At 42.7% G+C, this 24,410-nt stretch carries 22 protein-coding genes; 20 read left to right on the forward strand and 2 right to left on the reverse strand.

What is annotated here, in order from left to right; genetic code table 11:
* Window positions 1-73: 73 nt before the first annotated feature.
* Together EUBREC_RS07220 and holA are read left to right on the forward strand one after the other, a co-directional pair.
* Window positions 74-2,392 (forward strand): DNA internalization-related competence protein ComEC/Rec2, encoded by a 2,319-nt coding sequence (locus EUBREC_RS07220; RefSeq protein ID WP_306719199.1) that lies wholly within the window; start codon window positions 74-76, stop codon window positions 2,390-2,392.
* Window positions 2,373-3,383: a DNA polymerase III subunit delta gene (gene holA, locus EUBREC_RS07225; protein ID WP_012742459.1), complete on the forward strand. Its 1,011-nt coding sequence runs from the start codon at window positions 2,373-2,375 to the stop codon at window positions 3,381-3,383. The genes EUBREC_RS07220 and holA overlap by 20 nt, the downstream gene beginning before the upstream one ends.
* Window positions 3,384-3,481: 98 nt before the next feature.
* Here the strand turns inward: holA and rpsT are convergent, their stop codons facing one another.
* Window positions 3,482-3,745 (reverse strand): 30S ribosomal protein S20, encoded by a 264-nt coding sequence (gene rpsT, locus EUBREC_RS07230; RefSeq protein ID WP_022293179.1) that lies wholly within the window; start codon window positions 3,743-3,745, stop codon window positions 3,482-3,484.
* 180 nt (window positions 3,746-3,925) lie between these two features.
* On the opposite strand from rpsT, the gene gpr reads away from it, so the two are divergent.
* From gpr to EUBREC_RS07320, 18 genes are all read left to right on the forward strand, one after another.
* Window positions 3,926-4,837, forward strand: a complete 912-nt coding sequence (gene gpr, locus EUBREC_RS07235; RefSeq protein ID WP_012742461.1) for a GPR endopeptidase — start codon at window positions 3,926-3,928, stop codon at window positions 4,835-4,837.
* A gap of 86 nt (window positions 4,838-4,923) precedes the next feature.
* The gene (spoIIP, locus tag EUBREC_RS07240; RefSeq protein ID WP_306719202.1) at window positions 4,924-6,006 is read left to right on the forward strand and encodes a stage II sporulation protein P; all 1,083 of its coding nucleotides are present in this window, start codon (window positions 4,924-4,926) and stop codon (window positions 6,004-6,006) included.
* 63 nt (window positions 6,007-6,069) lie between these two features.
* Complete coding sequence (gene lepA, locus EUBREC_RS07245; protein WP_012742463.1) at window positions 6,070-7,881, forward strand: translation elongation factor 4; 1,812 nt, start codon at window positions 6,070-6,072, stop codon at window positions 7,879-7,881.
* A gap of 8 nt (window positions 7,882-7,889) precedes the next feature.
* Window positions 7,890-9,083, forward strand: a complete 1,194-nt coding sequence (hemW, locus tag EUBREC_RS07250) for a radical SAM family heme chaperone HemW (protein ID WP_012742464.1) — start codon at window positions 7,890-7,892, stop codon at window positions 9,081-9,083.
* A 13-nt stretch (window positions 9,084-9,096) separates the two neighbouring features.
* The gene (locus EUBREC_RS07255) at window positions 9,097-9,846 is read left to right on the forward strand and encodes a segregation and condensation protein A (protein WP_012742465.1); all 750 of its coding nucleotides are present in this window, start codon (window positions 9,097-9,099) and stop codon (window positions 9,844-9,846) included.
* A gap of 17 nt (window positions 9,847-9,863) precedes the next feature.
* A complete protein-coding gene (gene scpB, locus EUBREC_RS07260; RefSeq protein ID WP_012742466.1) occupies window positions 9,864-10,427 on the forward strand; it encodes an SMC-Scp complex subunit ScpB in 564 nt (187 codons plus the stop codon).
* An 81-nt stretch (window positions 10,428-10,508) separates the two neighbouring features.
* Complete coding sequence (locus EUBREC_RS07265) at window positions 10,509-11,624, forward strand: D-alanyl-D-alanine carboxypeptidase family protein (RefSeq protein WP_041254018.1); 1,116 nt, start codon at window positions 10,509-10,511, stop codon at window positions 11,622-11,624.
* A 107-nt stretch (window positions 11,625-11,731) separates the two neighbouring features.
* The gene (locus EUBREC_RS07270; protein ID WP_012742468.1) at window positions 11,732-13,168 is read left to right on the forward strand and encodes an acyl-CoA carboxylase subunit beta; all 1,437 of its coding nucleotides are present in this window, start codon (window positions 11,732-11,734) and stop codon (window positions 13,166-13,168) included.
* Between the two features lie 19 nt (window positions 13,169-13,187).
* A complete protein-coding gene (locus EUBREC_RS07275; RefSeq protein ID WP_041254020.1) occupies window positions 13,188-14,012 on the forward strand; it encodes an OadG family protein in 825 nt (274 codons plus the stop codon).
* A gap of 18 nt (window positions 14,013-14,030) precedes the next feature.
* Window positions 14,031-14,393, forward strand: coding sequence for a biotin/lipoyl-containing protein (locus EUBREC_RS07280; RefSeq protein WP_012742470.1), 363 nt, complete (start codon window positions 14,031-14,033; stop codon window positions 14,391-14,393).
* Window positions 14,394-14,412: 19 nt separating this feature from the next.
* Window positions 14,413-15,561 (forward strand): sodium ion-translocating decarboxylase subunit beta, encoded by a 1,149-nt coding sequence (locus tag EUBREC_RS07285; protein WP_022293183.1) that lies wholly within the window; start codon window positions 14,413-14,415, stop codon window positions 15,559-15,561.
* Window positions 15,562-15,583: 22 nt separating this feature from the next.
* Window positions 15,584-17,002, forward strand: a complete 1,419-nt coding sequence (locus EUBREC_RS07290) for an oxaloacetate decarboxylase subunit alpha (protein WP_012742472.1) — start codon at window positions 15,584-15,586, stop codon at window positions 17,000-17,002.
* A gap of 500 nt (window positions 17,003-17,502) precedes the next feature.
* The gene (locus EUBREC_RS07295) at window positions 17,503-18,432 is read left to right on the forward strand and encodes a MurR/RpiR family transcriptional regulator (protein ID WP_041254022.1); all 930 of its coding nucleotides are present in this window, start codon (window positions 17,503-17,505) and stop codon (window positions 18,430-18,432) included.
* A complete protein-coding gene (locus tag EUBREC_RS07300) occupies window positions 18,425-19,708 on the forward strand; it encodes a BaiN/RdsA family NAD(P)/FAD-dependent oxidoreductase (RefSeq protein ID WP_012742477.1) in 1,284 nt (427 codons plus the stop codon). Before EUBREC_RS07295 ends, EUBREC_RS07300 begins: the two co-directional genes overlap by 8 nt.
* A 113-nt stretch (window positions 19,709-19,821) precedes the next feature.
* Window positions 19,822-20,484, forward strand: coding sequence for a (d)CMP kinase (cmk, locus tag EUBREC_RS07305; protein ID WP_012742478.1), 663 nt, complete (start codon window positions 19,822-19,824; stop codon window positions 20,482-20,484).
* Between the two features lie 3 nt (window positions 20,485-20,487).
* Entirely contained in the window at window positions 20,488-21,348 is an 861-nt protein-coding gene (ispH, locus tag EUBREC_RS07310; RefSeq protein ID WP_012742479.1) for a 4-hydroxy-3-methylbut-2-enyl diphosphate reductase, read from the forward strand.
* Window positions 21,329-22,444 (forward strand): 30S ribosomal protein S1, encoded by a 1,116-nt coding sequence (rpsA, locus tag EUBREC_RS07315; RefSeq protein WP_012742480.1) that lies wholly within the window; start codon window positions 21,329-21,331, stop codon window positions 22,442-22,444. The genes ispH and rpsA overlap by 20 nt, the downstream gene beginning before the upstream one ends.
* A gap of 78 nt (window positions 22,445-22,522) precedes the next feature.
* Window positions 22,523-23,299 carry a CheR family methyltransferase gene (locus EUBREC_RS07320; RefSeq protein ID WP_012742481.1) on the forward strand — a complete coding sequence of 259 codons (777 nt, stop codon included), beginning with the start codon at window positions 22,523-22,525 and terminating at the stop codon, window positions 23,297-23,299.
* Between the two features lie 7 nt (window positions 23,300-23,306).
* Here the strand turns inward: EUBREC_RS07320 and EUBREC_RS07325 are convergent, their stop codons facing one another.
* A complete protein-coding gene (locus EUBREC_RS07325) occupies window positions 23,307-24,404 on the reverse strand; it encodes a ribonuclease H-like domain-containing protein (protein WP_012742482.1) in 1,098 nt (365 codons plus the stop codon).
* Between the last annotated feature and the right edge of the window lie 6 nt (window positions 24,405-24,410).

A 24,410-nucleotide genomic window follows, 5' to 3' on the forward strand; every position in this document is an offset into this window, starting at 1 on the left:
GGAGGAGAAGAGTATTAGTAAAAGACCGATGTTTTTATTTGCGTTGGTCTATACTGCAGGAACTGTTTCAGGTATGTATGGCAGGGGATTTGGCTTTTTGGTTTTTGCCATGCTGGTTGTGGCTTTAATAGCTGAGTGTGTGGTGTCTAAGGGCAGTTTTTCCGGTGTCAGGCGCATAGTTGTTTTGCTTATCCTGACATCGTCAGCTGTTTTTGCCACAGCACAATTCAGATACACTTCGGTAGAAGAAAACCGTGACAGCTATATGCAGTATATGACAGATGAAAAATCTGTCATCGTCTGGGGGAAGATTTATAAAACTGAATACAAGTATTTCTCATACAGGTATTATATGACGGACTGCGTAGTGCAGCCTGGGTACGGCAAGGCTTTGGGCAGAAAAATATCCTGTGGTGATGTCGTGGTATACTGTGACAGCAAAAGCGCACATCTGGGCGATTATATGAAAGCTTGCGGCAAGATAGGCTTGTTTAAGTCTGCAACCAATGAGGGAGAGTTTGACAGAGCGCGCTTTTACCGTTCGCAGGGAATTGATTTCTCGGTGAATGCAGACAGTATTAAGACAAGCGCCGGTAAACATGCATGGTATTACCACGGACTTGAAAAACTTCGTGATACGCTGTCAGCTTCACTTCTTGAGGTGACTGATGAGACAACGGCAGGAGTGCTTTCGTCCATGCTGCTTGGAGACAAGTCGTATCTGGATGATGAGATAAAGGATTTATACCAGGTCAGTGGTATTTCACATATACTGGCTATTTCCGGACTTCATATTTCTATAGTTGGCATGGCCTTTTACAAGCTTCTCAGAAAAAGAAGGGTGAGCTATACAGCGGCATTTGTCTGTTCTGCGGCACTTATACTAAGCTATGCTGTTATGACAGGAAATGCCGTGTCCACAAGGCGTGCCGTGGGGATGTTCATACTTACAATGCTTGCGGCAGCTTTAGGCAGATGCACAGATATGCTCAATTCTCTTGGCATCATGGTCATTTACCTGCTGTGGGACAATCCTATGGTTTTGGAATATGCCGGATTTGTGTTCTCGGTAGGGGCAATACTTGCTATAGGTATTGTGACACCTGTGATGAGTGCTCCTAAGGGCGGAAAATTCTGGGCATCAGTATCCATACAGCTTCCGATGCTTCCGGTTGTGGCTATGAACTATTATGAGCTGCCTCTTTTTGCAGTGTTTGTAAATCTCATTGTGATACCGGCTTTGCCTGTCGTATTTATTTCGGGTCTGCTTGCGTCTGCCGCAGGCTGCTTTGGCGTGATGCCCGGCAAACTGCTGGTGTTTCCTGCATTTGCGGTGTTAAAGCTCTATGAGGTGCTTTGCGGTCTTGTTATGAAGCTTCCGGGGGCAACGGTTATCACAGGAGCTCCTGATGGATACAGGATTTTCCTTTTTTATGCTGTTATGAGTGGCTTTTTGGTGATATTTTCGCTTAAAAAACGTGCCACAGAGTGTGGCTCAAAAGAAAAAGGCCAAATCCTTTACAGTGTCCAAAGAGTGGTGTGTACAGCAGTCCTGCTTGCAATTTTGCTTGTGAAGCCAAAAACTGCTGCGCAGCTTGATATACTTGATGTGGGGCAGGGAGATGGCATATTTTACCGCTTTGAGTCAGGCACATGCATCTTTATTGATGGAGGAAGCTCTGACCGAAAACAGCTTGGCGATAATGTGATTATGCCGTTTCTTAAGTATAACGGCATACAGAGTATATCATACTGGTTTGTTTCACATGCAGACAGTGATCATATAAGCGGATTGTCTGAGGTGATAGACAGTGGGTATACTATAGAGCATATAGTTGTGGCAGAAGCGGCGGCTAAAGAGGAAGCTATGGAGGAGCTGCTTTTTAAAGCTAAGGAAGCAGGAATTGATATATGCCTTATGTCAAAGGGGGATTCGATTGAAATAAATGATGCATCAGGTTCGCGCAGTACTGCAAATGAAGAAGCTGATGGTATCATGTGCCTGTATCCGGGGCCTTCGGATACTGCATTAGACAGAAACGATATGTGTCTTGTGCTGAAGCTCACGGATGGCAGGTTTAGTGGTATTTTCGGCGGAGATATATCATCTGAGGTAGAAAAGAAGCTTGTTAATGAGTATGGGGATGAGCTTTCTGTGGATTTTTACAAGGCAAATCATCATGGTTCCAGGTATTCAAGCTCTGCGGACTGGATTGAGGCTTTAAGCCCAAGGTGGGCTGCAGTATCATGCGCGGTAGAAAACCGCTATGGACATCCGGCTGATGAAGCCATGGATAGGCTTATGGATGCAAAGTGCCGTATTTTATACACAATGCAAAGCGGTCAGATTAAGTATAAAGAGAGTGCTATATATGAAAACAATAGACAATGATATAAAAGCAGGAGATTTCAAAAAGGTTTATCTTCTGTATGGACAGGAGAGATACCTCATAAAACAGTACAGGGACAAGCTGATAAAGGCTATGGTCAGTGAGGGCGACAGCATGAACTTTTCATCGTTTGAGGGCGATGGAATCAACCAGAAGGAGATAATTGACCTGGCGGAGACACTTCCGTTTTTTGCGGATAAAAGAGTGATTCTTATAGAGGATGCAGGCATTTTTTCAAAGGCAGGCGATGAGCTTGGAGAGTATTTAAAGGATTCACCTGAGAGCACGCACTTTATATTTGTTGAGGAGAGCGTTGATAAGCGCTCAAAGCTTTATAAGGCGGCAGCCAAGTGCGGTAATCCTGTGGAGTTCAAGGAACAGACGGATGAGACACTTGCTAGATGGATAGGAATGAGGATTAGAAAAGATGGAAAGGGCATGAGCCAGGCTGCCTACAACAGCTTTATAGAAAAAACCGGCACAGATATGGAAAATATCGACAAGGAGCTTGAGAAGCTGCTGTGCTACTGTATGGACAAGGACGTGATTGAGCTTTCGGATGTTGAGACTGTAACGACAGAGCAGATCACAAACAAGGTGTTTGAGATGGTTGATGCGATTGCATCACACAAACAAAAGCGTGCGCTTGAGCTGTATTACGATCTGCTGGCACTTAAAGAGCCGGCCATGCGTATTATGTATCTTATATCGCGCCAGTTCAATATACTGATGAATGTGAAAGCCATGACAAATAAGGGCTTTGGCAACAAGGATATAGCATCAAAGGCCGGATGTCCGGAGTGGGCGGTGCGCAAATATCAGGCGCAGTGCAGGGCATATTCGCTGGATGATTTAAAGAGGGCTGTGAGAGATGGTGTGGCATATGAGGAGGCTGTTAAGACCGGCAGGATGAATGACCAGATGGCTGTGGAGCTTTTTATAGTGCAGTACTCTGCAGATATGACCGGCACTCATGCGACAGGCAGTAAATGATATAACGCAAATATATATAAAAAACAGATAAAAAACAAATAAAAAAACCCATCGGTATGACGGCACCGATGGGTTTATTATTTATTGCTATATAGTAATTAAGCTAATCCGTTAACAAGCTTTGTTAAACGAGATACTTTTCTGGCTGCGTTGTTCTTGTGGAAGATACCCTTTGAACCAGCGCTTGCGATAACAGAAGTTGCATCCTTTAATGCAGCCTCAGCAGCAGCCTTATCATTTGCAGCTACAGCAGCCTCAACCTTCTTGATTGCTGTCTTAACTCCTGATTTGATTGCTTTATTTCTTGCAGCCTTAGTTTCTGTTACTAAAATTCTCTTTTTTGCTGATTTAATGTTAGCCAACTCGTACACCTCCAAATATTTAATCTAATGTATGCCAAAACAGACACGGACGCTTTGGCACAAACATACTAAAATATAATATGTCAACCTTTCTGCTCTGTCAATACATATTTTGAAAAAAATTGCAAAAAATTAACATATATGTGATTTTGGAATATCATACAGGGGAGGTGTATTGATTTGTCGGCTGATAAATGGTGTGCAAGAACTGATCTGGCGCTTGAGACGCAGGAGAGCCTTAAAAAGGCAAACACAGATATGAGAGGTGTGAATTTCTCTGAAAAAAAGCTGGATAATGGAATCATAGTCAGTGTAGTGACAATTGACTCAGAAAATGCAGTCAGGGCTACAGGCCGTCCTAAAGGAAAATATGTGACAATTGAGGCTGCTATGCTGTCCGAGGGAGATGAGGAGTGCTGTCAGGCTGTGACAAGGGAGCTTTCAAGAGAGCTTAAGAGCTTTGTAAAGGCTGTCTGTGACAAGCGTATATATGCGGCACTTGTTGTCGGACTTGGAAACAGAAATGTAACTCCTGATGCGCTTGGGCCAAGATGCGTTGACAGCTTGTTTATCACCCGCCATATAGTAAAGGAATATGGCAGGTATGCGTTTAGCAACGAGAATGTAAACAGTGTGTGCGGCCTCGTGCCTGGCGTGATGGCTCAGACAGGCATGGAGTGCCTTGAGATAATAAAGGGTGTGGTGAGCGAGGTGAAACCTGATTTTGTTGTGACAATTGATGCACTTGCGGCACGCAGTACAAAGAGGCTGGGCTGTACAATACAGCTGACGGATACAGGCATAGTGCCTGGAAGCGGGGTAGGAAACCACAGGGACGGTATTAACCATGACAATCTCGGAGTGCCTGTTATCGCAATTGGTATTCCGACAGTCATTGATGCGGTGACCATTGTTTCAGATGCGGTAAATGCCAGCCGGGAGAACACCGCAAAGCTCATGTCGCCTAAGTTAAACGGCATGTTTGTGACGCCGAAGGATATTGACGAGACGGTTAAGAGACTGGCAGGGCTTTTGTCTGAGGGCATAAATATGGCTTTTTCAAACGATGAATATGATGACTATAGTGAATAATTTTATTGCTTCGAATATCATTAGAGCCAGCCGCATAAGCTTTATGTAGCAGGGGCTGCCTGATGCTTTAGATGGGAGATGATATTGTGAAGAAAAAAATGATTGTGCTTATAGCATTTATATATATTGCGTCTATGCTGTTTTGCGGTGATGGTGTGGGAAAGAAGTTCGTGGAAGAAAAATTTCCGCACCTTACATATTCTGACAAGGAGTGTGATGATTCAAAAAAGAAGGAGCTGCGTATTGTGGAGGATGAGGATACAGCAGGAGGTATTCTCTCATACGAGGAGCTTGCTGCGATGGAAAATGAAAATGCAAGTGTCAGGAACAATATGCTGCCGGATACAGACCAGCTGGCATTTGTTGATGAAGCTGAAAAAAACGGTGAGCTGGCAGAACTTGAGGAGCAGCAGAACGTGAAAATGCCGCAGGTAGATATGAGCTTTGACAATCTTGTAAAAAACTATTATCAGGTGGACAAGACTACATATATAGGAGCCGATGAGCTGTGTGAGGACGTTTTGCTTGGGCGCGATATGTCTATAGAAAAGTCAGGCGACGGTCCTGATATACTCATATACCATACACATTCGCAGGAGGGGTACAGTGATTCCCTTGATACATCAGAGACAGAGACCGTAGTTGGAGTGGGTGACAGGCTTGAATCACTTTTGAGGGAAAAATACGGCTACAATGTGCTGCATCACAAGGGGCAGTATGATGTGAATGACCGCGACCATGCGTATTCTAATTCACTTCCTGAGATTACAGAGATTATTGAGAAAAATCCGTCTATAAAGGTGGTTATTGACCTGCACAGGGATGGAGTGGCTGAGACTACAAGGCTTGCTGCCACAATAGATGGAAAGCCTATGGCACAGATTATGTTTTTTAACGGGCTGTGCCGCACTGCTGCAAGGGGACCGATTAATAGTCTGCCCAATGAGTATCTGGGGGATAATCTGGCGTTTTCATTTCAGCTGCAGCTCATGGCAAATGAGTATTATCCGGGGCTTGCAAGGCGCATTTACTTAAAGGGCTACAGATATAATATGCATCTGTGTCCGAAATCGCTGCTCGTGGAGGTGGGAGCGCAGACAAATACCAAGGAGGAAGCGTACAATGCAATGGAACCACTTGCAGATATACTTGATAAAGTGTTAAAATAATATAGACTTTATTTCACAAATCTGATAAACTTTGATGAGTTATTGAAAGCATTAGGAGGACATATGTCAATAGATCAGAGCAAAATCCGCAATTTTTGTATTATTGCCCATATTGATCACGGTAAATCTACACTCGCGGACAGAATTATAGAAAAAACAGGCACACTTACCAGCAGGGAGATGCAGGCTCAGGTGCTCGACAATATGGATTTAGAGAGAGAGCGTGGTATCACAATCAAGTCTCAGGCAGTCCGTATTATATATACCGCAAAGGATGGCGAAGAGTATATTTTTAATCTGATAGATACACCGGGACACGTGGATTTTAACTATGAGGTATCAAGGAGTCTTGCGGCATGTGACGGAGCTATACTTGTAGTGGATGCGGCCCAGGGCGTTGAGGCCCAGACACTTGCAAATGTTTACCTTGCACTGGATCATGACCTAGATGTATTTCCTGTTATAAATAAGGTGGATCTGCCGAGTGCGCGCCCGGATGAGGTGGCACAGGAGATTGAGGACGTTATCGGTATTGAAGCTATGGATGCACCGCGTATTTCCGCAAAGACAGGACTCAATATAGAGGATGTGCTGGAGCAGATTGTAAAAAAGATTCCGGCACCAACAGGCGATAAAGATGCACCGCTTAAAGCACTTATATTTGATGCAACATATGATTCTTATAAGGGAGTCATTATTTTCTGCCGACTGAGAGAGGGTTCTGTAAAGGTAGGAGACACAATAAAGATGATGGCTACAGGTGCATCTGATGTGGTTACAGAGGTGGGCTATTTTGGCGCAGGCCAGTTTATACCATGTGATGAACTTTCGGCCGGTATGGTTGGATACATTGCGGCCAGCATCAAAAATGTCAGGGATACACGTGTGGGTGATACAGTTACACTCGTTGACAGACCGTGCGATGAGGCGCTTCCGGGCTATAAGAAGGTCAACCCTATGGTTTACTGTGGTCTTTATCCTGCAGACAGTGCAAAGTATCCTGATTTAAGGGATGCGCTTGAAAAGCTGCAGGTCAACGACGCTTCATTACAGTTTGAGCCTGAGACATCACTGGCACTTGGCTTTGGCTTCAGATGCGGATTCCTTGGTCTTTTACATCTGGAAATTATTCAGGAGAGACTGGAGAGAGAGTTTGATCTTGATCTCGTTACCACTGCACCTAGTGTTATTTACAAGATTCACAAGACAAGCGGTGAGGTGATAGATTTGACCAACCCTTCAAATATGCCGGATCCGTCAGAGATTGAGTATATGGAGGAGCCATACGTATCTGCAGAGATTATGGTCACAAGTGACTATGTCGGTGCGATTATGAAGCTGTGCCAGGAGAGACGAGGAGTCTATATCAGCATGGAGTATATCGAAAAAACACGAGCTCTCATAAAGTACGACTTGCCATTAAATGAGATTATCTATGATTTCTTTGATGCTTTAAAGTCACGCTCGAGGGGATATGCTTCGTTTGACTATGAGATGAAGGATTATGAGCGCTCAGAGCTTGTCAAGCTTGACATCTTAATCAATAAGGAAATGGTCGATGCACTTTCATTTATCGTATTCAAGGAGAGTGCATACGAAAGAGGCCGTAAGATGTGCGAGAAGCTTAAGGGTGAGATACCAAGGCATCTGTTTGAGATACCTATTCAGGCAGCAGTCGGTGGCAAGATTATAGCAAGAGAGACGGTTAAGGCGCTTCGCAAGGATGTGCTTGCCAAGTGCTACGGTGGTGATATTTCACGTAAGAAGAAGCTGCTTGAGAAGCAGAAGGAAGGAAAGAAGAGGATGCGTCAGGTGGGCAATGTAGAGATACCACAGGAGGCATTCATGAGTGTGCTTAAGCTGGATGAGGAGTAATCGCACATATGAAGAATCTTGAGATTTATATTCATATACCATTTTGTGTGAGAAAATGTGAATATTGTGATTTTTTATCATTTCCCGCAGACGATGATGCAAAGCTTCGCTATGTCAAGGGGCTTATGGCGGAAATGATATTTTACGGCCCGCTTATGAAGAACTATCAGGTGTCATCTGTCTATATCGGAGGAGGTACACCAAGCTCTATAGATGAGCAGTGGATTGCTGCTTTGATGGAGGGTGTGTTTGACTGCTTTAATGTGCTGCCTGATGCTGAGATATCCATAGAGTGCAATCCCGGTACGCTTAGCAGAGAAAAGCTTTTAGCATACAGGGATGCGGGAATCAACCGCCTGTCCATAGGACTGCAGTCGGCAAATAATGATGAGCTTAAGCTGCTCGGGCGTATACATACCTTTGAACAGTTTGTGACGAATTACGAGGTGGCCAGAAACGTGGGCTTTAAAAATATCAATGTAGATTTGATGTATGGTCTGCCGGGACAGTCAGCGTCACAGTATATGGCGACAGTAAACAAGATTATAAGGCTTCATCCGGATCATATATCGGCGTATTCTCTTATAGTGGAAAAGGGTACTCCTTTCTATGAAAAGTACAAGTTTGACATGGTGCGCCAGGAGGCGGGCATGAGAACAGAGTTTCTGCCTAATGAGGACGAGTTATATGATATGGAAAAGGCGGGACAGAAGGCGTTTATGGATGCCGGCTACAGGCAGTATGAGACATCTAACTATGCTAAAAGAGGTATGGAGTGCCGCCATAATATAGGCTACTGGACCAGAGCTGACTATTTAGGACTTGGAATAGGGGCGGCATCGCTTATATCAAATGTCAGATATACCAATACATCAGATATGGATGAATATCTGTCGCGATGCCGTCATATACATGATGTGGGTGATGATATATTTAAGGCCAATCTGCATGTGTCAGCTGATGTTATAGACAAAAAGGGACAGATGGAGGAGTTTATGTTTCTTGGACTTCGTATGAATGAGGGGGTCACAAGAGAAGCCTTTGAGAGGGCATTTGGTATTTCGATAGATGCAATCTACAAGGATACGATAGACAGCCTGAAAAAACAGGAGCTGCTCGTGGTAAAGGCCGGGCATATCTATTTATCGGAGAGAGGAAAAGATGTAGCCAATTACGTTATGGCACAGTTTTTGAAGGATTAACGGAGAGTAAATTATGGATATGACTTTTAAGCTTCAGGTGTTTGAGGGACCGCTTGACCTGCTTTTATACCTGATAGAGAAAAATAAAGTAAATATTTATGATATCCCGATTGTCGAGATTACAGCGCAGTACATGGAGTATGTGAATCAGATGAAAAAGGATAACCTGGACACGCTCAGCGAGTTTCTCGTGATGGCAGCTACGCTCCTCGACATAAAGTCAAAGATGCTTCTCCCAAAGAAAGAGGAAGAAGAGCAGGAGCAGGAAGATCCAAGAGCAGAGCTTGTGCAGCAGCTGCTTGAGTACAAGATGTACAAGTGCATGGCAAACGAGCTTAAGGATCGCCAGCTGGATGCCGGCAAGGTGTGGTATAAGAAGAAGGACATACCTGATGAGGTGCTTGCATATGAGGAGCCTGTTAATCTTGAGGAGCTTGTCGGAGATATCCGTCTTTCTGATTTAAACAGAATCTTTCAAAGTATAATGAAGAGACAGGAAGAAAAGATAGATAAGGTCCGTTCGAAGTTTGGAAAGATTGAAAAGGAAGAGGTCTCCTTAGAGGAAAAGATGGAATATCTGACAGACTATGCTGCCTCACACAAGCACTTCAGCTTCAGAGGGATGCTTACTGCATCGTCAAGCAAAGTGGAAGTCATAGTTACATTTCTTGCCATACTGGAGCTTATGAAGACCGGCAAATTAACTATCGTTCAGGAGCATATTTTTGATGATATCCGGATTGAGTCAAGGATTGCTGCATAAAGAGGGGTTGAGGATATATGAATTATAAAGCTGCAATAGAGGCTATTTTATTTACCATGGGAGAATCCGTGGAGCTTGGAAGGATAGCCGATGCAATACAATTAAATGAAAAAGAAACAAAAAAGCTGCTTGACGAGCTGATTAAGGAATATAGAAGTTCTTCAAATATAGGTATGAATATCATAGAGCTTGATGGTGCTTATCAGATGTGTACAAAGCCACAGATGTATGAATATCTCATCCGCATTGCAAAGCAGCCTAAGAAGAGGGTGCTTACGGATGTGCTTTTAGAGACTCTTTCAATCATAGCGTACAAGCAGCCTGTAACAAAGGCTGAAATAGAAAAAATCAGAGGTGTATCAAGTGAACATGCCGTAAGCAAGCTTGTCGAGTACAATCTGGTGCAGGAGCTTGGAAGGCTGGATGCTCCGGGAAGACCGCTTTTGTTTGGTACCACAGAGGAATTTCTAAGGAGCTTTGGGGTTTCGTCTATCGACGAGCTGCCGGTACTAAGCCCTGTGCAGGTTGAGGAGTTTAAGCAGGAGGCAGAGGAAGAGATGCACGTGAAGCTTGATGTGTAGTGCAGGTGTATTGCGTAAGCTGCCATTTCATATAATAAGGACATGCAAATAATCATATATATTACCGATGGAGGTAATTATATGGTTATTTTTTTGAAAAAATATAAGTCGAAAATAGCTTTAATGGTTTTCATTTGTGTGTTGGTTTGTACTGTCAGCTGTTTGCTTGATTTTAAGACGCTGGAAAAGCAAAAAATGCCCGGTTTGGAAAAGAAAAGTGTGTTTATGGCAGCTGAAAATACTGTTGCTAAGAATACTGACAAAGCCGTAAATGAACCCAGGCTTCATGCTGTTTCAGCGGCATTATATGATGCGGATGACGAGACGTTTATATATGGTAGAAATATGAGAGACAGCATGGCAAATGCCAGCACCACGAAGCTTCTTACGTGCATTGTGGCACTTGAAAAATCTGATATAAATGATACTGTTACGATTTCACAAAATGCTGCATCACAGCCTGCGGTCAAGCTTGGACTTGTGGCCGGGAATAGCTATAATATGAAGGATTTACTCTATGGCATGATGCTTGAGTCGTTCAATGACTGTGCCTATGCGATTGCGGAGCATGTGGGCGGCTCGACGGAAGGCTTTGCAAAGCTTATGAATGAAAAAGCAAATGAGATAGGGTGCCTTGGCACGTATTTTATTACACCAAACGGGCTGGATGCTGAGAATGATATAAGCTTTCACCACTCCACAGCGGGAGATTTGTGTGTTATAATGTCTTATTGTGCGTGGAAATCACCAAAATCAACACAGTTTCTTGAGATAACACAGACTATGCAGTACACGTTTGAGACAGAGGAAGGTAAGATGGTTTTTAACAATCACAACAGGCTCCTTACGGAAACGGACTACTGCATATCGGGAAAGACCGGCTTTACCGCAAAGGCAGGTTACTGCTATGTCGCAGCAGTTGAAAAGGATGGAAGGAGAATGTGCCTTTCTCTCTTGGGCTGTGGGTGGCCAAACAATAAAAACTATAAGTGGGCTGATGCAAAGAGTCTGGTGGAGTATGCGGTTTCAGATGCTGCCGAAGATTCTTACTGTGATGCTGCTTGTGTAACAACACAACAGACCGGTGATACACGAAACACAATTAACTTAAAATATATAGAAAATAACAAGAAAAATAAGAAAATTTGCAAGAATTTTCTCAAGAATTTTACAATTAATATAGGAAATTTTTTCTAAACAAAAATTAAAGTTAAAAATTTAACAAATTAGTTGAAAAAAATTTAGAAATAGTCTATTATCATACTAGCGAAAAATTTTATTTTTTTATAGATGGAGGATATAAAATGAGTAGTAACAATCAAAGCTTGGCAATGCAGCGTATTGCTAAGTTAGTCGACGAGAACAGTTTCATGGAAATTGGTTCTCTTGTGACAGCTCGCAGTACAGATTTTAACCTTACTGCAGCAAAAGCTCCTTCAGATGGTGTTATTATCGGACACGGTCTGATTGATGGAAATCTTGTATTTATCTACAGCCAGGATGCAACAGTTCTTAACGGAACAATCGGCGAGATGCATGCAAAGAAAATTGCTTCTGTATATGATATGGCCATGAAAATGGGCGCACCTGTTATCGGATTTATCGATTGCGGTGGTATCAGACTTCAGGAGTCAGTTGATGCATTAGACGGATTTGGTCTTATCTACGCCAAGGAAGTTGCAGCAAGTGGCGTTATTCCACAGATTTGTGGTGTATTCGGTAATTGTGGTGGCGGACTTTCTGTAGTACCGGCTCTTTGTGATTTCGCTTATATCGAAGAGTCTAAGGGCAGAATGTTTATTAATACTCCTGATGCAATAGAGGGTAACCGCGTTGAGAAATGCGATACAGCAGCAGCTTCATTCCAGAGTGAGAACAACGGATGTGTAGACGGAATCGGTTCAGAGGATGATATTATCGCTGATATCAGAGCTCTTGTCAGCATGCTTCCACTCAACAACGAGGGAGATGTATATACAGACTCATGTGAGGATGATCTCAACAGAGCATGTAACAGCATGGCTGATATGAAGGCTGATCCAAGATTCCTCTTATCAGAGCTTTCTGATGATCATGTATTCTTTGAGACAAAGAAAGACTTTGCCAAGAATATGGTAACAGGCTTTGTTAAATTAAACGGCATGACAGTCGGTGCAGTTGCAAACTGCAGCACAGTATATGATGCTGAGGGCAAGAAGGCAGAGGAGTTTGCACTTTCTCTTACTGCAAAGGGCTGTAACAAGGCAGCTGAGTTTGTATCATTCTGTGATGCTTTCTCAATTCCTGTACTTACACTTACAAATGTAAACGGATTCAAGAACTGCATGTGCTCTGAGAAGAAGCTTGCAAAGGCTCTTGCCAGAATGACATACGCATTCTCTAGTGCAACATGTCCAAAGGTTAACCTGATTACAGGCGAGGCTTACGGAAGCGCATATGTTGCAATGAACTCTAAGTCAATCGGAGCTGATATGGTTTATGCATACCCTGATGCAAAGATTGGTATGATGGATTCAAAGATTGCAGCTGAGATTATGTATCCGGGCGCTGATGCAAAGGAAATCGATGAGAAGGCAGCTGATTACGAGAAGCTTCAGTCTTCTGTTTCATCAGCAGCAGCCAGAGGATATGTAGACCTCATCATTGATCCGGCTGACACAAGAAAATATCTTGTAGGTGCTTTTGAGATGCTTTACACCAAATATGTAGATGCACCAGAGAAGAAACACGGAACTAAATAATAGAAAGGCGCATTTTGTTATGAAGAAAAAAATAACATATATCCTTAGCCTTCTTATGATTGTATGTATGCTTGGAGCATGTGGCTCTGACAATGCCGAAAAGACATACGGCGGATACACAACAGACGAGCTTCATACTGAGGCAACAGACAGTCTTGGCAACATCCAGAACTACATTGCGCTCGTAGATAGTTGTGGCGGTTATGACAGCTATGAGAAGAGTGTCAAGAAAGTTGAGGAGAAGACAGGCATGACAGAGGGTGAGGTTGTTTACAACACACTCGGACAGTCGGGAGCAAGCGTTTCAATGAAAAATATAGACGCTGAGCTTGATGCCGTTTCATCATGGCTTGATCTGGTTGACAAATACGGAGACGTAAAGGATGCAACTGATGGCAAGGATTTTACAGTAACTAAGTCAGGTGGTACACTTACTACCGACATGACACTTACATTTGGCAAGCAGGATGTAACATACGAATTAGTATATGATTCGGTTACCATGGAGGTAACAGGTATCTCACTTACTCCTGTTCAGACAATGGGACAGAAGCTTGCTAAGGCAGGACAGAACACAGTAATTTCAATGAGTATTGTATTCTGTGTACTTATTCTTATCTCTCTTATCATTTACTGCTTCAAATTTATTGCTCTTATCGGCAATAAGCCAAAGAAGGCAGAAGCAAAGAGCGAGCCTGAAAAGAAAGAGACTGCTGCTGCAGCAGCACCTGCTACAGACCTTACAGATGATACAGAGCTTGTAGCTGTTATCTCAGCAGCTATAGCAGCAAGCGAGGGTACTACAACAGAGGGCTTTGTAGTCCGTTCAATCAATAGAAGATAATTTAGGAGGACATTTGAGATGAAAAACTATACAATTACCGTTAACGGAAATGTTTACGATGTTACAGTAGAAGAGACAGGAAGCACACCTAGCACAGCCAGCGCACCTAGAAGAGCTGCAGCACCTGCTGCCGCTGCACCAAAGGCTGCTGCACCTGCAGGAGCAGGAAGCATCAAGGTTGAGGCCGGAGCTGCCGGAAAGGTATTTAAGCTCGAGGCTAAGGTTGGCGATGCAGTAAAGAAGGGTGATACACTTCTTATTCTTGAGATCATGAAGATGGAGACACCTGTTGTTGCACCACAGGATGGAACAGTAGCAAGCATTGATGTTGCTGTTGGTGATTCAGTAGAGTCAGGTGCATTACTTGCAACATTAAACTAATTCCAGGAGGTAAACTAATTTGAGTTACGTAGGTGAAACACTTTCAAACCTCCTACATCAGACTGCCTTTTTTAATCTGTCAGTCGGAAACTATGTTATGATTGCCGTAGCATGTGTATTCCTGTTTTTGGCTATTAAAAAAGGATTTGAGCCTTTACTTTTAGTACCTATTGCTTTTGGTATGCTCCTTGTTAATATCTATCCTGATATTATTGTAAGCCCGGAGCACTCAAGCAATGGAGTAGGTGGTTTACTTTATTATTTCTATACACTTGATGAGTGGTCAATTCTTCCTTCACTGATTTTCCTCGGTGTCGGAGCTATGACAGACTTTGGTCCGCTTATCGCAAACCCTATCAGCTTCTTACTCGGAGCTGCAGCACAGTTTGGTATTTTCGGAGCTTATTTCCTTGCAATCCTTCTCGGATTCAATGACAAGGCAGCAGCAGCCGTATCTATCATCGGTGGAGCTGACGGACCTACATCTATTTTCCTTGCCGGAAAATTAGGTCAGACAGGTCTGATGGGACCTATCGCCGTGGCAGCGTACTCGTACATGGCATTAGTACCTATCATCCAGCCGCCAATTATGAAATTATTTACTACAAAGAAAGAGCGTGCGATCAAGATGCAGAACCTTCGTCCTGTAAGCAAGCTTGAGAGAATTCTCTTCCCTGTAGTAGTTACTATCGTTGTTTGTACACTGCTTCCAACTACAGCACCACTCGTTGGTATGCTCATGCTTGGAAATCTTTTCCGTGAGTCTGGTGTAGTACGTCAGCTTCAGGAGACAGCAAGCAACGCCCTTATGTACATTGTAGTTATCTTACTCGGTACATCAGTAGGTGCTTCTACAAGCGCAGAGTCATTCCTTAATATGAGCACAATCAAGATCGTTATCCTTGGTCTTATTGCATTCATGGTGGGAACTGCTGCAGGAGTACTTTTTGGAAAGCTTTTATGCTTCCTTACAAAAGGCAAGATCAATCCACTTATCGGTTCAGCCGGTGTATCCGCTGTTCCTATGGCTGCCCGTGTATCTCAGAAGGTCGGTGCAGAAGAGGATCCAACAAACTTCCTTCTTATGCATGCTATGGGACCTAACGTAGCCGGTGTTATTGGAACTGCCGTAGCGGCCGGATGCTTCATGGCTATATTCGGTATTTAGATTTAATTAAGGAGGATTAATCATGTCAGAAGTGGTAAAGAAACCATTAAAAATAACAGAAACTGTTCTTCGTGATGCACATCAGTCACTGATTGCAACCAGAATGACAACAGAGCAGATGCTTCCAATCGTTGATAAAATGGACAAGGTTGGATACAACGCAGTAGAGTGCTGGGGTGGTGCAACATTTGATGCCTGCCTTAGATTCTTAAAGGAAGATCCATGGGATCGTCTCAGAAAATTAAGAGACGGCTTCAAAAATACAAAGCTCCAGATGCTTTTCCGTGGACAGAATATCTTAGGATATCGTCCATATGCAGATGATGTTGTTGAGTATTTCGTACAGAAGTCAATCGCAAACGGAATCGATATCATCCGTATTTTCGACTGCTTAAATGATATCAGAAACTTACAGACAGCAGTTACAGCATGTAACAAGGAAAAGGGACATGCCCAGGTAGCTCTTTCATACACACTTGGAGATGCTTACACACTTGACTACTGGATGGATATGGCAAAGAGAGTTGAGGACATGGGTGCTGACTCACTTTGTATCAAGGATATGGCCGGTCTTTTAGTTCCTGCAAAGGCTACAGAGCTTGTTCAGGCTTTAAAGGATTCTACAAGCCTTCCTGTCGAGCTTCATACACACTACACATCAGGTGTTGCTTCAATGACATACATGAAGGCTGTTGAGGCCGGAGTTGATATCATTGACACAGCTATGTCACCATTCGCTCTTGGAACAAGCCAGCCTGCAACAGAGGTTATGGTTGAGGCATTCAAGGGTACAGAGTTTGATACAGGTCTTGATCTTAATCTCTTAAGTGAGATTGCTGATTACTTCAGACCAATGAGAGAGGAAGCTTTAGCTTCAGGTCTCATGAACCCAAAGGTACTCGGAGTAAATATCAATACTCTCCGTTATCAGGTTCCTGGAGGAATGCTTTCAAACCTTATCTCACAGCTTAAAGAGCAGGGCAAAGAGGACAAGTACGAGGAGGTTCTCGCAGAGGTACCTCGTGTGCGTAAAGATCTCGGTGAGCCACCACTTGTAACTCCTTCTTCACAGATCGTTGGTACACAGGCTGTATTTAACGTACTCATGGGCGAGAGATACAAGGTTGCTACTAAGGAGACTAAGGATATCCTTCTTGGTAAGTATGGTCAGACAGTTAAGCCTTTCAACCCTGAGGTTGTTGACAAGGTTCTTGGTGATGATAAGAAGAATGCCATCACATGTCGTCCGGCAGATCTTCTTGAGCCAGAGCTTGACAAGATTGAGGCTGAGATGAAGCAGTGGAAACAGCAGGATGAGGATGTTCTTTCTTATGCTCTTTTCCCACAGGTTGCTACTGATTTCTTCAAGTACAGACAGGCACAGCAGACAGGTGTTGATGCAAAGGCCGCTGATACTGAGAATAAGGCTTATCCTGTATAGTATTTAAAAATATAATTCATGCTTTTGGATTTCAAGCAGGTCCGGCTTTGCCGGGCCTGTTTTTTATATTATGAGGATAGGGTGACTCGTAAGTCCAGGGCGCCGGAAAGGCACGCACACTTTCATGTGCGCGAATAGCGCAGCCTCTTAGATACTATAGAAATTATGCCCATGAAACACAGAAATGTCCTGCCATGGACGGCAGGACAAGGTGTTATGCGCCATGGATGGAGCATAAAAGCCGGTTTCGTCAAGCATAGACCAACTTCAAGCATAATTTCGTATAGTATCTTAGTGGCGTAGCGTAGCGCACGGGAAAGTGTGCGTGCCTGTCCGGTGCCCGGGACTTACGAGTCTATTCTATGGCAAAAATAAAAAATATAAATTCGCTCTTTCATATAGAGGAAAAAAGTGATAATATTTTAAGGTATGAAAAAATCGCTGCAGGTCACACAAATATGTGAAGCACAGCCATAAACGGGAAAGCTCAGGAGTATATGATGTCAAATACTAACGACTTACTTAACAGGATAAATGCTAAATACAGTACGATGAGCAAGGGGCACAAGCTGCTTGCTACATACATAACTGATAATTATGATAAGGCTGTCTTTCTGACAGCGGCTAAGATGGGCGAGACGGTAGGAATTTCTGAGTCTACGGTTGTCAGGTTCGCTACATCGCTCGGATATAAGGGATATCCCGATTTTCAGAAGGCACTTGAGGAGCTTGTAAGGAACAAGCTCAATTCGGTTCAGCGAATGGAGGTCACATATGGGCGTATCAGCCAGTCACAGATTCTTGAGACTGTACTGCAGTCTGATCGTGACAAGATTAAGACCACTCTGGAAAAAATTGATGCGGATGCATTTGACTTGGCGGTAGATACTATTTTACAGTCAAGGAAAATTTATATTGTCGGAATCAGAAGCTGTGCACCTCTTGCGAGCTTTCTTGCATTTTATATGAATCTGATGTTTGAGGATGTGTGTCTGCTTACGACAAACAGCTCGAGCGAGCTTTTTGAGCAGATGGTGCGCATTGGCAAGGATGATGTGATTATCGGTATCAGCTTTCCTCGTTACTCTATGCGTACTCTTAAGGCGTTAGAATTTGCCAACAACAGGAGTGCAAAGGTTATAACTATCACAGACAGCATTCATTCACCGATGAATCTGTATTCTTCATGTAATCTGATTGCCGACAGTGATATGGCCTCTATAGTTGATTCACTTGTTGCTCCGCTTTCTGTCATTAATGCCCTGATTGTGGCTCTTTGCATGAAAAAGCAGAATATTGTCGCAAAGACACTGACAGAGCTTGAGGATATATGGAATGAGTATCAGGTGTACGAGAATGATGAGATTGATTACATTGATGACTCTATAAAGGTACATTACGCTAAGCTGGGGGATTCGCAGGATGAGTAAGAAAATTATTGTGGTAGGTGGCGGAGCCGCCGGAATGCTTGCGGCGTATTTTGCTGCAGAAGCAGGGAATAAGATTACGCTTCTTGAAAAAAATGAAAAACTTGGGAAGAAAATATATATAACCGGAAAAGGCAGATGCAACCTGACCAATGCGTGCGATGTTGAGGAGCTTTTTTTAAATGTAAAGAGCAACAGTAAGTTTTTGTACAGCGCTTTTTATGGCTTTGACAACAGCAGGGTGATTGATTTTTTTGAGAGTCATGGCATGCCCGTAAAGGTGGAGCGTGGCAATCGTGTATTTCCGGTATCTGATAAGTCGTCGGATGTGATTTTTGCTTTACAGAGAGCTTTGAAGGAAAAGAAAGTGGAAGTATTGCTTCATACGGAGGTATCGAAGCTGTGCTATGAGAAAATCACTGATACTAGGGCAGATGAGGAAGCTAGTGATAAAAAGCCTGAATTAAAAATAACAGGTGTCATATTAAAGGATGGCACCACAATGGCTGCTGATGCAGTTATTGTGGCCACAGGAGGACTTTCATATCCTTCTACAGGCTCTACAGGTGACGGCTACAAAATGGCAGAGGATGCAGGCCATACTGTGACAGAGTGCACACCGTCGCTTGTGCCGTTTAATGTAAAGGAAGAGTGGGTAAAGAGTCTTCAGGGACTTTCCCTTAAAAATACGGCTATTTCCATATATAGTGGCAAAAAGAAGCTTTATGAGGATTTTGGAGAGATGCTTTTTACGCATTTTGGGGTCAGCGGCCCTATGATTTTGTCTGCGAGTGCATCAATTAAGCAAAGCCTTATTAAGCAGCCTCTTGACATGTATATTGATTTGAAGCCGGCTCTCACACAGGAGGCCTTGGACAAGAGGATTCTCAGGGAGTTTGAGGAGGCAAAAAACAAGCAGTTTAAGAATTCGATAAACAAGCTTTTGCCGGCAAAAATGATTCCGGTGATAATTGAGCTTTCAGGCATTGACCCGGATAAGAAGGTCAATGAGATATCGAAAGAGGAAAGAAACAGACTTCTTATGCTTTTTAAGAAGCTGCCTGTCACTCTTAATGGTCCAAGAGGATATAATGAAGCTATTATCACAAAGGGCGGCATAAAGGTGAAGGAAATCAATCCATCCACTATGGAGTCGAAGCTTGTGAATGGCCTCTACTTTGCCGGCGAGGTGCTGGATCTGGATGCTTATACGGGAGGCTTCAATCTGCAGATAGCATGGTCCACAGGATATCTGGCAGGAACAAGTGCAGCGGTTTGATGATTTGGAAACTGTTTTGAGACATTTATAATAACAGTTATTTATGCGCATAGTGAATTGAGCAGCTGGGATTTTAATAAAAATGATGAACAATAATATTTTAAGGAGAAATTATGAGATACAATATAGCAATTGACGGACCGGCAGGAGCCGGAAAAAGCACTATAGCAAAGAGACTTGCAAAGGAACTTGGCGCAATTTATGTCGATACAGGTGCCATGTACCGTGCCATGGCATACTATTTTATCCAAAAGGGTGTGGACAAGGATGATATTGACACCATCACGAAGCTATGTAAGGATGTTGAGGTTTCAATCAGCTATGAAAACGGTGAACAGCAGGTTATCTTAAATGGTGAGAATATCACAGGCTTTATAAGACAGGAGGCTGTCGGCAATATGGCATCAGCAACAAGTGTTTATCCTGTAGTTAGAGAAAAGCTTGTTGAGCTTCAAAGACAGCTCGCTGCCAGAGAAAATGTGGTGATGGATGGAAGAGATATAGGAACTGTTGTGCTTCCTGATGCCAATGTCAAGATATTTTTAACAGCAAGCTCTAAAGTACGTGCAAAGAGACGCTTCGATGAGCTTACTGCAAAGGGTGAGAAATGCGATATTGATGCAATCGAGAAGGATATTATAGAGAGAGACCACAGGGATATGACAAGAGAGACATCACCTTTGAAGCAGGCGGATGATGCTGTGCTGCTTGATTCGTCTGATATGACAATCGATGAGGTGGTAGATAGAATGAAACAGCTTGTGAAAGAGGCATAGCGTATGGGAGAGCTTACTATCGCAAAAAGCGCCGGCTTTTGTTTTGGAGTGACGAGAGCGGTAAATATGGTCTATGAGGCAATTGAAAAGGAAAATGTGCCTATATACACCTATGGCCCGATTATTCACAATGATGAGGTCGTAAAGGATATGGAAAAAAATGGCGTAACCGTCATAAACGATCTCGATGAGCTTTCTTCTCATGAAAAGGGTGTGATGATTATCCGTTCACACGGTATAAGCAAGGCTGAGTATGACAGGATAAAAAACTGTGGCTTTGAGGTGCTTAATGCAACCTGTCCTTTTGTATCAAAAATTCACAGATATGTGGAAGATTACAGCTCAAAGGGCTATGATATTATAATTGTCGGCAGTCCAAAGCACCCTGAGGTGTGTGGAATAAAGGGCTGGGCAGACGAAAAATGCCATGTAACCATCATAAATTCTCCTGAGGATGCCGAAAATTACATGAAAAATAGTACAAAAAAACTATGCATAGTGTCACAAACGACATTTAACTACAATAAATTTCAAGATATAGTTGAAATTATTGCAAAAAAAGGTTATGATATAACTGTTTTAAATACAATCTGTAATGCTACAGAGGTCAGACAGACCGAAGCAAGAAAGGTAGCACAGTGCTCAGATGTCATGATTGTCATAGGCGACAGGCACAGCTCCAATACACAGAAGCTATTTGAAATATGTAAAAACGAATGCAAAAATACTTACTATATACAGACAAGTGACGAAATGGATTATACACAAATCAGGTCCAACAATAACGTAGGTATTACAGCAGGGGCTTCAACCCCAAATAATATCATTGAGGAGGTTTCAAAGAATGTCAGAAATGAGCTTTGAACAAATGCTGGAAGAATCTTTTAAAACTATAAGAAATGGAGAAGTGGTAGAAGGTACCGTTATTGATGTTAAACCTGACGAGATTTTCTTAAATATTGGATACAAATCAGACGGAATTATTACTAGAAACGAGTACACAAATGAGCCGAACGTAGATCTTACTACTGTTGTAAAGGTTGGCGACAAGATGGAAGCCAAGGTAGTTAAGCTTAACGATGGCGAGGGCCAGGTTATCCTTTCTTACAAGCGCCTTCAGGCAGAGAAGGGCAGCAAGCGTCTTGAGGAGGCTTTTGAGAACCAGGAAGTATTAAAGGCAAAAGTTACACAGGTATTAGCCGGTGGTGTATGTGTCAGTGTTGATGAGACAAGAGTATTCATCCCTGCAAGCCTTGTATCAGATACTTATGAGAAGGATCTCAACAAGTTCAAGGATCAGGAGATTGAGTTTATCATCACAGAGTTCGATCCAAGAAAGAGACGTATTATCGGAAATAGAAAGGTATTACTCGTTGAGCAGAAGGCTAAACAGCAGGAAGAGCTTCTTGCAAATCTTCACGTTGGCGATGTAATCGAAGGAACAGTTAAGAATGTTACAGATTTCGGTGCATTCATCGATCTTGGCGGAGTAGACGGATTACTTCATATCTCAGAGATGTCTTGGGGCAGAGTAGAGAACCCTAAGAAGGTATTCACTGTTGGACAGACTGTAAGAGTATTTGTTAAGAACATCAATGGTTCTAAGATTGCTCTTTCAATGAAGTTTGATGATGAGAATCCATGGAATGGTGCAACAGAGAAATTTGCTCCTGGCAATATCGTAAAGGGCAAAGTAGCCAGAATGACAGATTTTGGTGCATTCATCGAGCTTGCTCCTGGTGTTGACGCACTTCTTCATGTTTCACAGATTTCAAAGGATCATGTTGAGAAGCCATCAGATGTTCTCAAGATTGGTCAGGAGGTTGAGGCTAAGGTTGTTGAGTTCAATGAGGACGATAAGAAAATCAGCTTAAGCATGAAGGCTCTCCTTGATTCAGAGGATGATGGAGCAGATGTTGCAGATGTAAATATCGACGAGGTTGCTTCTGATAACGAGTAGTTTTTGATTTTAAGGCTGTCATATATAATTATATGGCAGCTTTTATTTGTATCGGGTGGCACATATTGGAGGATTGTGATGTTTGATCATTATGAATGGTTTAAAAAGGAAGTGTACAGGCTGACACAGATAGATCTCAATTATTATAAAGAGAAGCAGATGCGCAGGCGTATTGATACTCTTGCGAGAAAAAATGGGGCTGATTCTTATGAGACATACATTGATATGATTTCTACAGATAAGGCTAAGTTTAAACAGTTTATCAATTTTATCACTATCAATGTATCTGAGTTCTACAGGAATCCTGATCAGTGGAGTTTTTTGGACAGAGAGGTCATTCCTGAGATATTAAAGAACAATACAGGGACGATTAAGATATGGAGCGCGGCATGCTCAACAGGGGACGAGCCGTATTCGCTTGCCATGGCTTTTTCGAAGCATGTTCCATTGTCTCGTATAAAGATACTGGCTACAGATATTGACGACCAGGTGATTGCGAGCGCTAAAGCCGGGCTTTACAGCGCAAAGTCTGTAGAAAATGTGCCGGCTGACCTGAAGAAGAAGTACTTTACCCAGGTGGAGGGGTCATACAAGATATCCGATGATATCAAGCGATGTGTGACCTTTAAGGAACACAATCTGTTGAAGGATTCATATCCAAAGGATTACGATCTTATCCTGTGCAGGAATGTGGTGATTTATTTTACCGATGATGCGAAGGATATGATATACAAAAATTTCTTCAATACTTTAAAATCCAAGGGAATACTGTTTATAGGCAGTACTGAGCAGATAACTACATATCGTGAGCTCGGCTTTGAGAGATTGAGCAGTTTCTATTTCAGGAAGCCATGATATCTTATCAGAGGTTAAACAGATGGTCTGTTATGTGTTTTACATATGACAGTACCATCTGTTTTGAATTTATAAAATCTTCAGTCAGCAGGAAATAGCTGTACTTATCCTTTATATCGAATCGAAACTCGGGCTTCATGAAGTCAGAGTACTGTCTGATGAAGGTACCGGTTTTGCGCACATAGCAGTTGTATGCCTTGCATTTTTCGCGGTATTCGTGGTCGACATATGCTGCGACGCTCTTGTGTATGGCCATGTCCTCCTTTGGAAGATAGTAGTAGTTTTTGTAATCGCTGTAGAAATGGCGCATTTCCCCCTCGAATATCTCTGCACGCACATAGCTTTTTGTAGTGCCGATGGTCAGATAGATGTCATTGTCATGGAAGCTTACAGATTTTGGAACGGAAAATTTATTTTCAAATGATATGATAAGCTCATTCATCAGACTGCCGTCGTAAGCTGTATATGGGTTTACGGATACACCGGTGATGTCTGCAATGCCATGTATGCATTCTTTATACGAAAGTATACTAAGGAGCTTTGTCATGCCAAGGACATCCTCGTAGTTGTGTGTCAAAAGCAGGGATAGCTTTTCGTCGTCCTTTTGGGCAAGATATTCATAATAAACGTTTATGAGCTCACCACCGGAATATTTATCCTCCCTATCTATACCCAGAAATGCTTCGATGCTTTTTTGCTTGTAGTTTTCGAGGCACAAAAGAGGCTTTATCGGGGAAAGTTCCTTAAAGATATCGAGTATCTGCACATTACAGAAGGGGTCTTCCTGCTTATATTTCTTGTATTTATTCTTTAAAAATGGTATATCAAAACCGACGCCGTTGAAGGATATGATAGTGCTGCAACCTGACAGACTTCCTGCGAAGGCTTCAATTACAGCTGCTTCGTCATCGACAGATTCGGCAAAATACTGGTCTATTACAATACGGTTTTTAATGCGCCTTGCACAGCCTATCATGTAGACAATCGCTTTCACCGGTGAAAAGCCTGTTGTCTCAATATCAAAGAACATAGTGTTTTCTTTAAATATGCTGTCTGAAAAATTATCGGTTTTTATGTAAATTTCTTCATTGTGAAATGTTTTCATTTTTCG

The organism is Agathobacter rectalis ATCC 33656 (assembly GCF_000020605.1).
In the GTDB taxonomy this organism is placed as follows: domain Bacteria; phylum Bacillota; class Clostridia; order Lachnospirales; family Lachnospiraceae; genus Roseburia; species Roseburia rectalis.

Excerpts from the sequence above, each read along its gene's own strand:
- EUBREC_RS07220 (WP_306719199.1), top strand. The coding sequence starts at position 74 with ATGTATGGCAGGGGATTTGGCTTTTTGGTTTTTGCCATGCTGGTTGTG.
- holA (WP_012742459.1), top strand. The coding sequence starts at position 2,373 with ATGAAAACAATAGACAATGATATAAAAGCAGGAGATTTCAAAAAGGTT.
- lepA (WP_012742463.1), top strand. The coding sequence starts at position 6,070 with ATGTCAATAGATCAGAGCAAAATCCGCAATTTTTGTATTATTGCCCAT.
- hemW (WP_012742464.1), top strand. The coding sequence starts at position 7,890 with ATGAAGAATCTTGAGATTTATATTCATATACCATTTTGTGTGAGAAAA.
- EUBREC_RS07255 (WP_012742465.1), top strand. The coding sequence starts at position 9,097 with ATGGATATGACTTTTAAGCTTCAGGTGTTTGAGGGACCGCTTGACCTG.
- scpB (WP_012742466.1), top strand. The coding sequence starts at position 9,864 with ATGAATTATAAAGCTGCAATAGAGGCTATTTTATTTACCATGGGAGAA.
- EUBREC_RS07265 (WP_041254018.1), top strand. The coding sequence starts at position 10,509 with ATGGTTATTTTTTTGAAAAAATATAAGTCGAAAATAGCTTTAATGGTT.
- EUBREC_RS07270 (WP_012742468.1), top strand. The coding sequence starts at position 11,732 with ATGAGTAGTAACAATCAAAGCTTGGCAATGCAGCGTATTGCTAAGTTA.
- EUBREC_RS07275 (WP_041254020.1), top strand. The coding sequence starts at position 13,188 with ATGAAGAAAAAAATAACATATATCCTTAGCCTTCTTATGATTGTATGT.
- EUBREC_RS07280 (WP_012742470.1), top strand. The coding sequence starts at position 14,031 with ATGAAAAACTATACAATTACCGTTAACGGAAATGTTTACGATGTTACA.
- EUBREC_RS07290 (WP_012742472.1), top strand. The coding sequence starts at position 15,584 with ATGTCAGAAGTGGTAAAGAAACCATTAAAAATAACAGAAACTGTTCTT.
- EUBREC_RS07295 (WP_041254022.1), top strand. The coding sequence starts at position 17,503 with ATGTCAAATACTAACGACTTACTTAACAGGATAAATGCTAAATACAGT.
- EUBREC_RS07300 (WP_012742477.1), top strand. The coding sequence starts at position 18,425 with ATGAGTAAGAAAATTATTGTGGTAGGTGGCGGAGCCGCCGGAATGCTT.
- cmk (WP_012742478.1), top strand. The coding sequence starts at position 19,822 with ATGAGATACAATATAGCAATTGACGGACCGGCAGGAGCCGGAAAAAGC.
- ispH (WP_012742479.1), top strand. The coding sequence starts at position 20,488 with ATGGGAGAGCTTACTATCGCAAAAAGCGCCGGCTTTTGTTTTGGAGTG.
- rpsA (WP_012742480.1), top strand. The coding sequence starts at position 21,329 with ATGTCAGAAATGAGCTTTGAACAAATGCTGGAAGAATCTTTTAAAACT.
- EUBREC_RS07320 (WP_012742481.1), top strand. The coding sequence starts at position 22,523 with ATGTTTGATCATTATGAATGGTTTAAAAAGGAAGTGTACAGGCTGACA.
- EUBREC_RS07325 (WP_012742482.1), bottom strand. The coding sequence starts at position 24,404 with ATGAAAACATTTCACAATGAAGAAATTTACATAAAAACCGATAATTTT.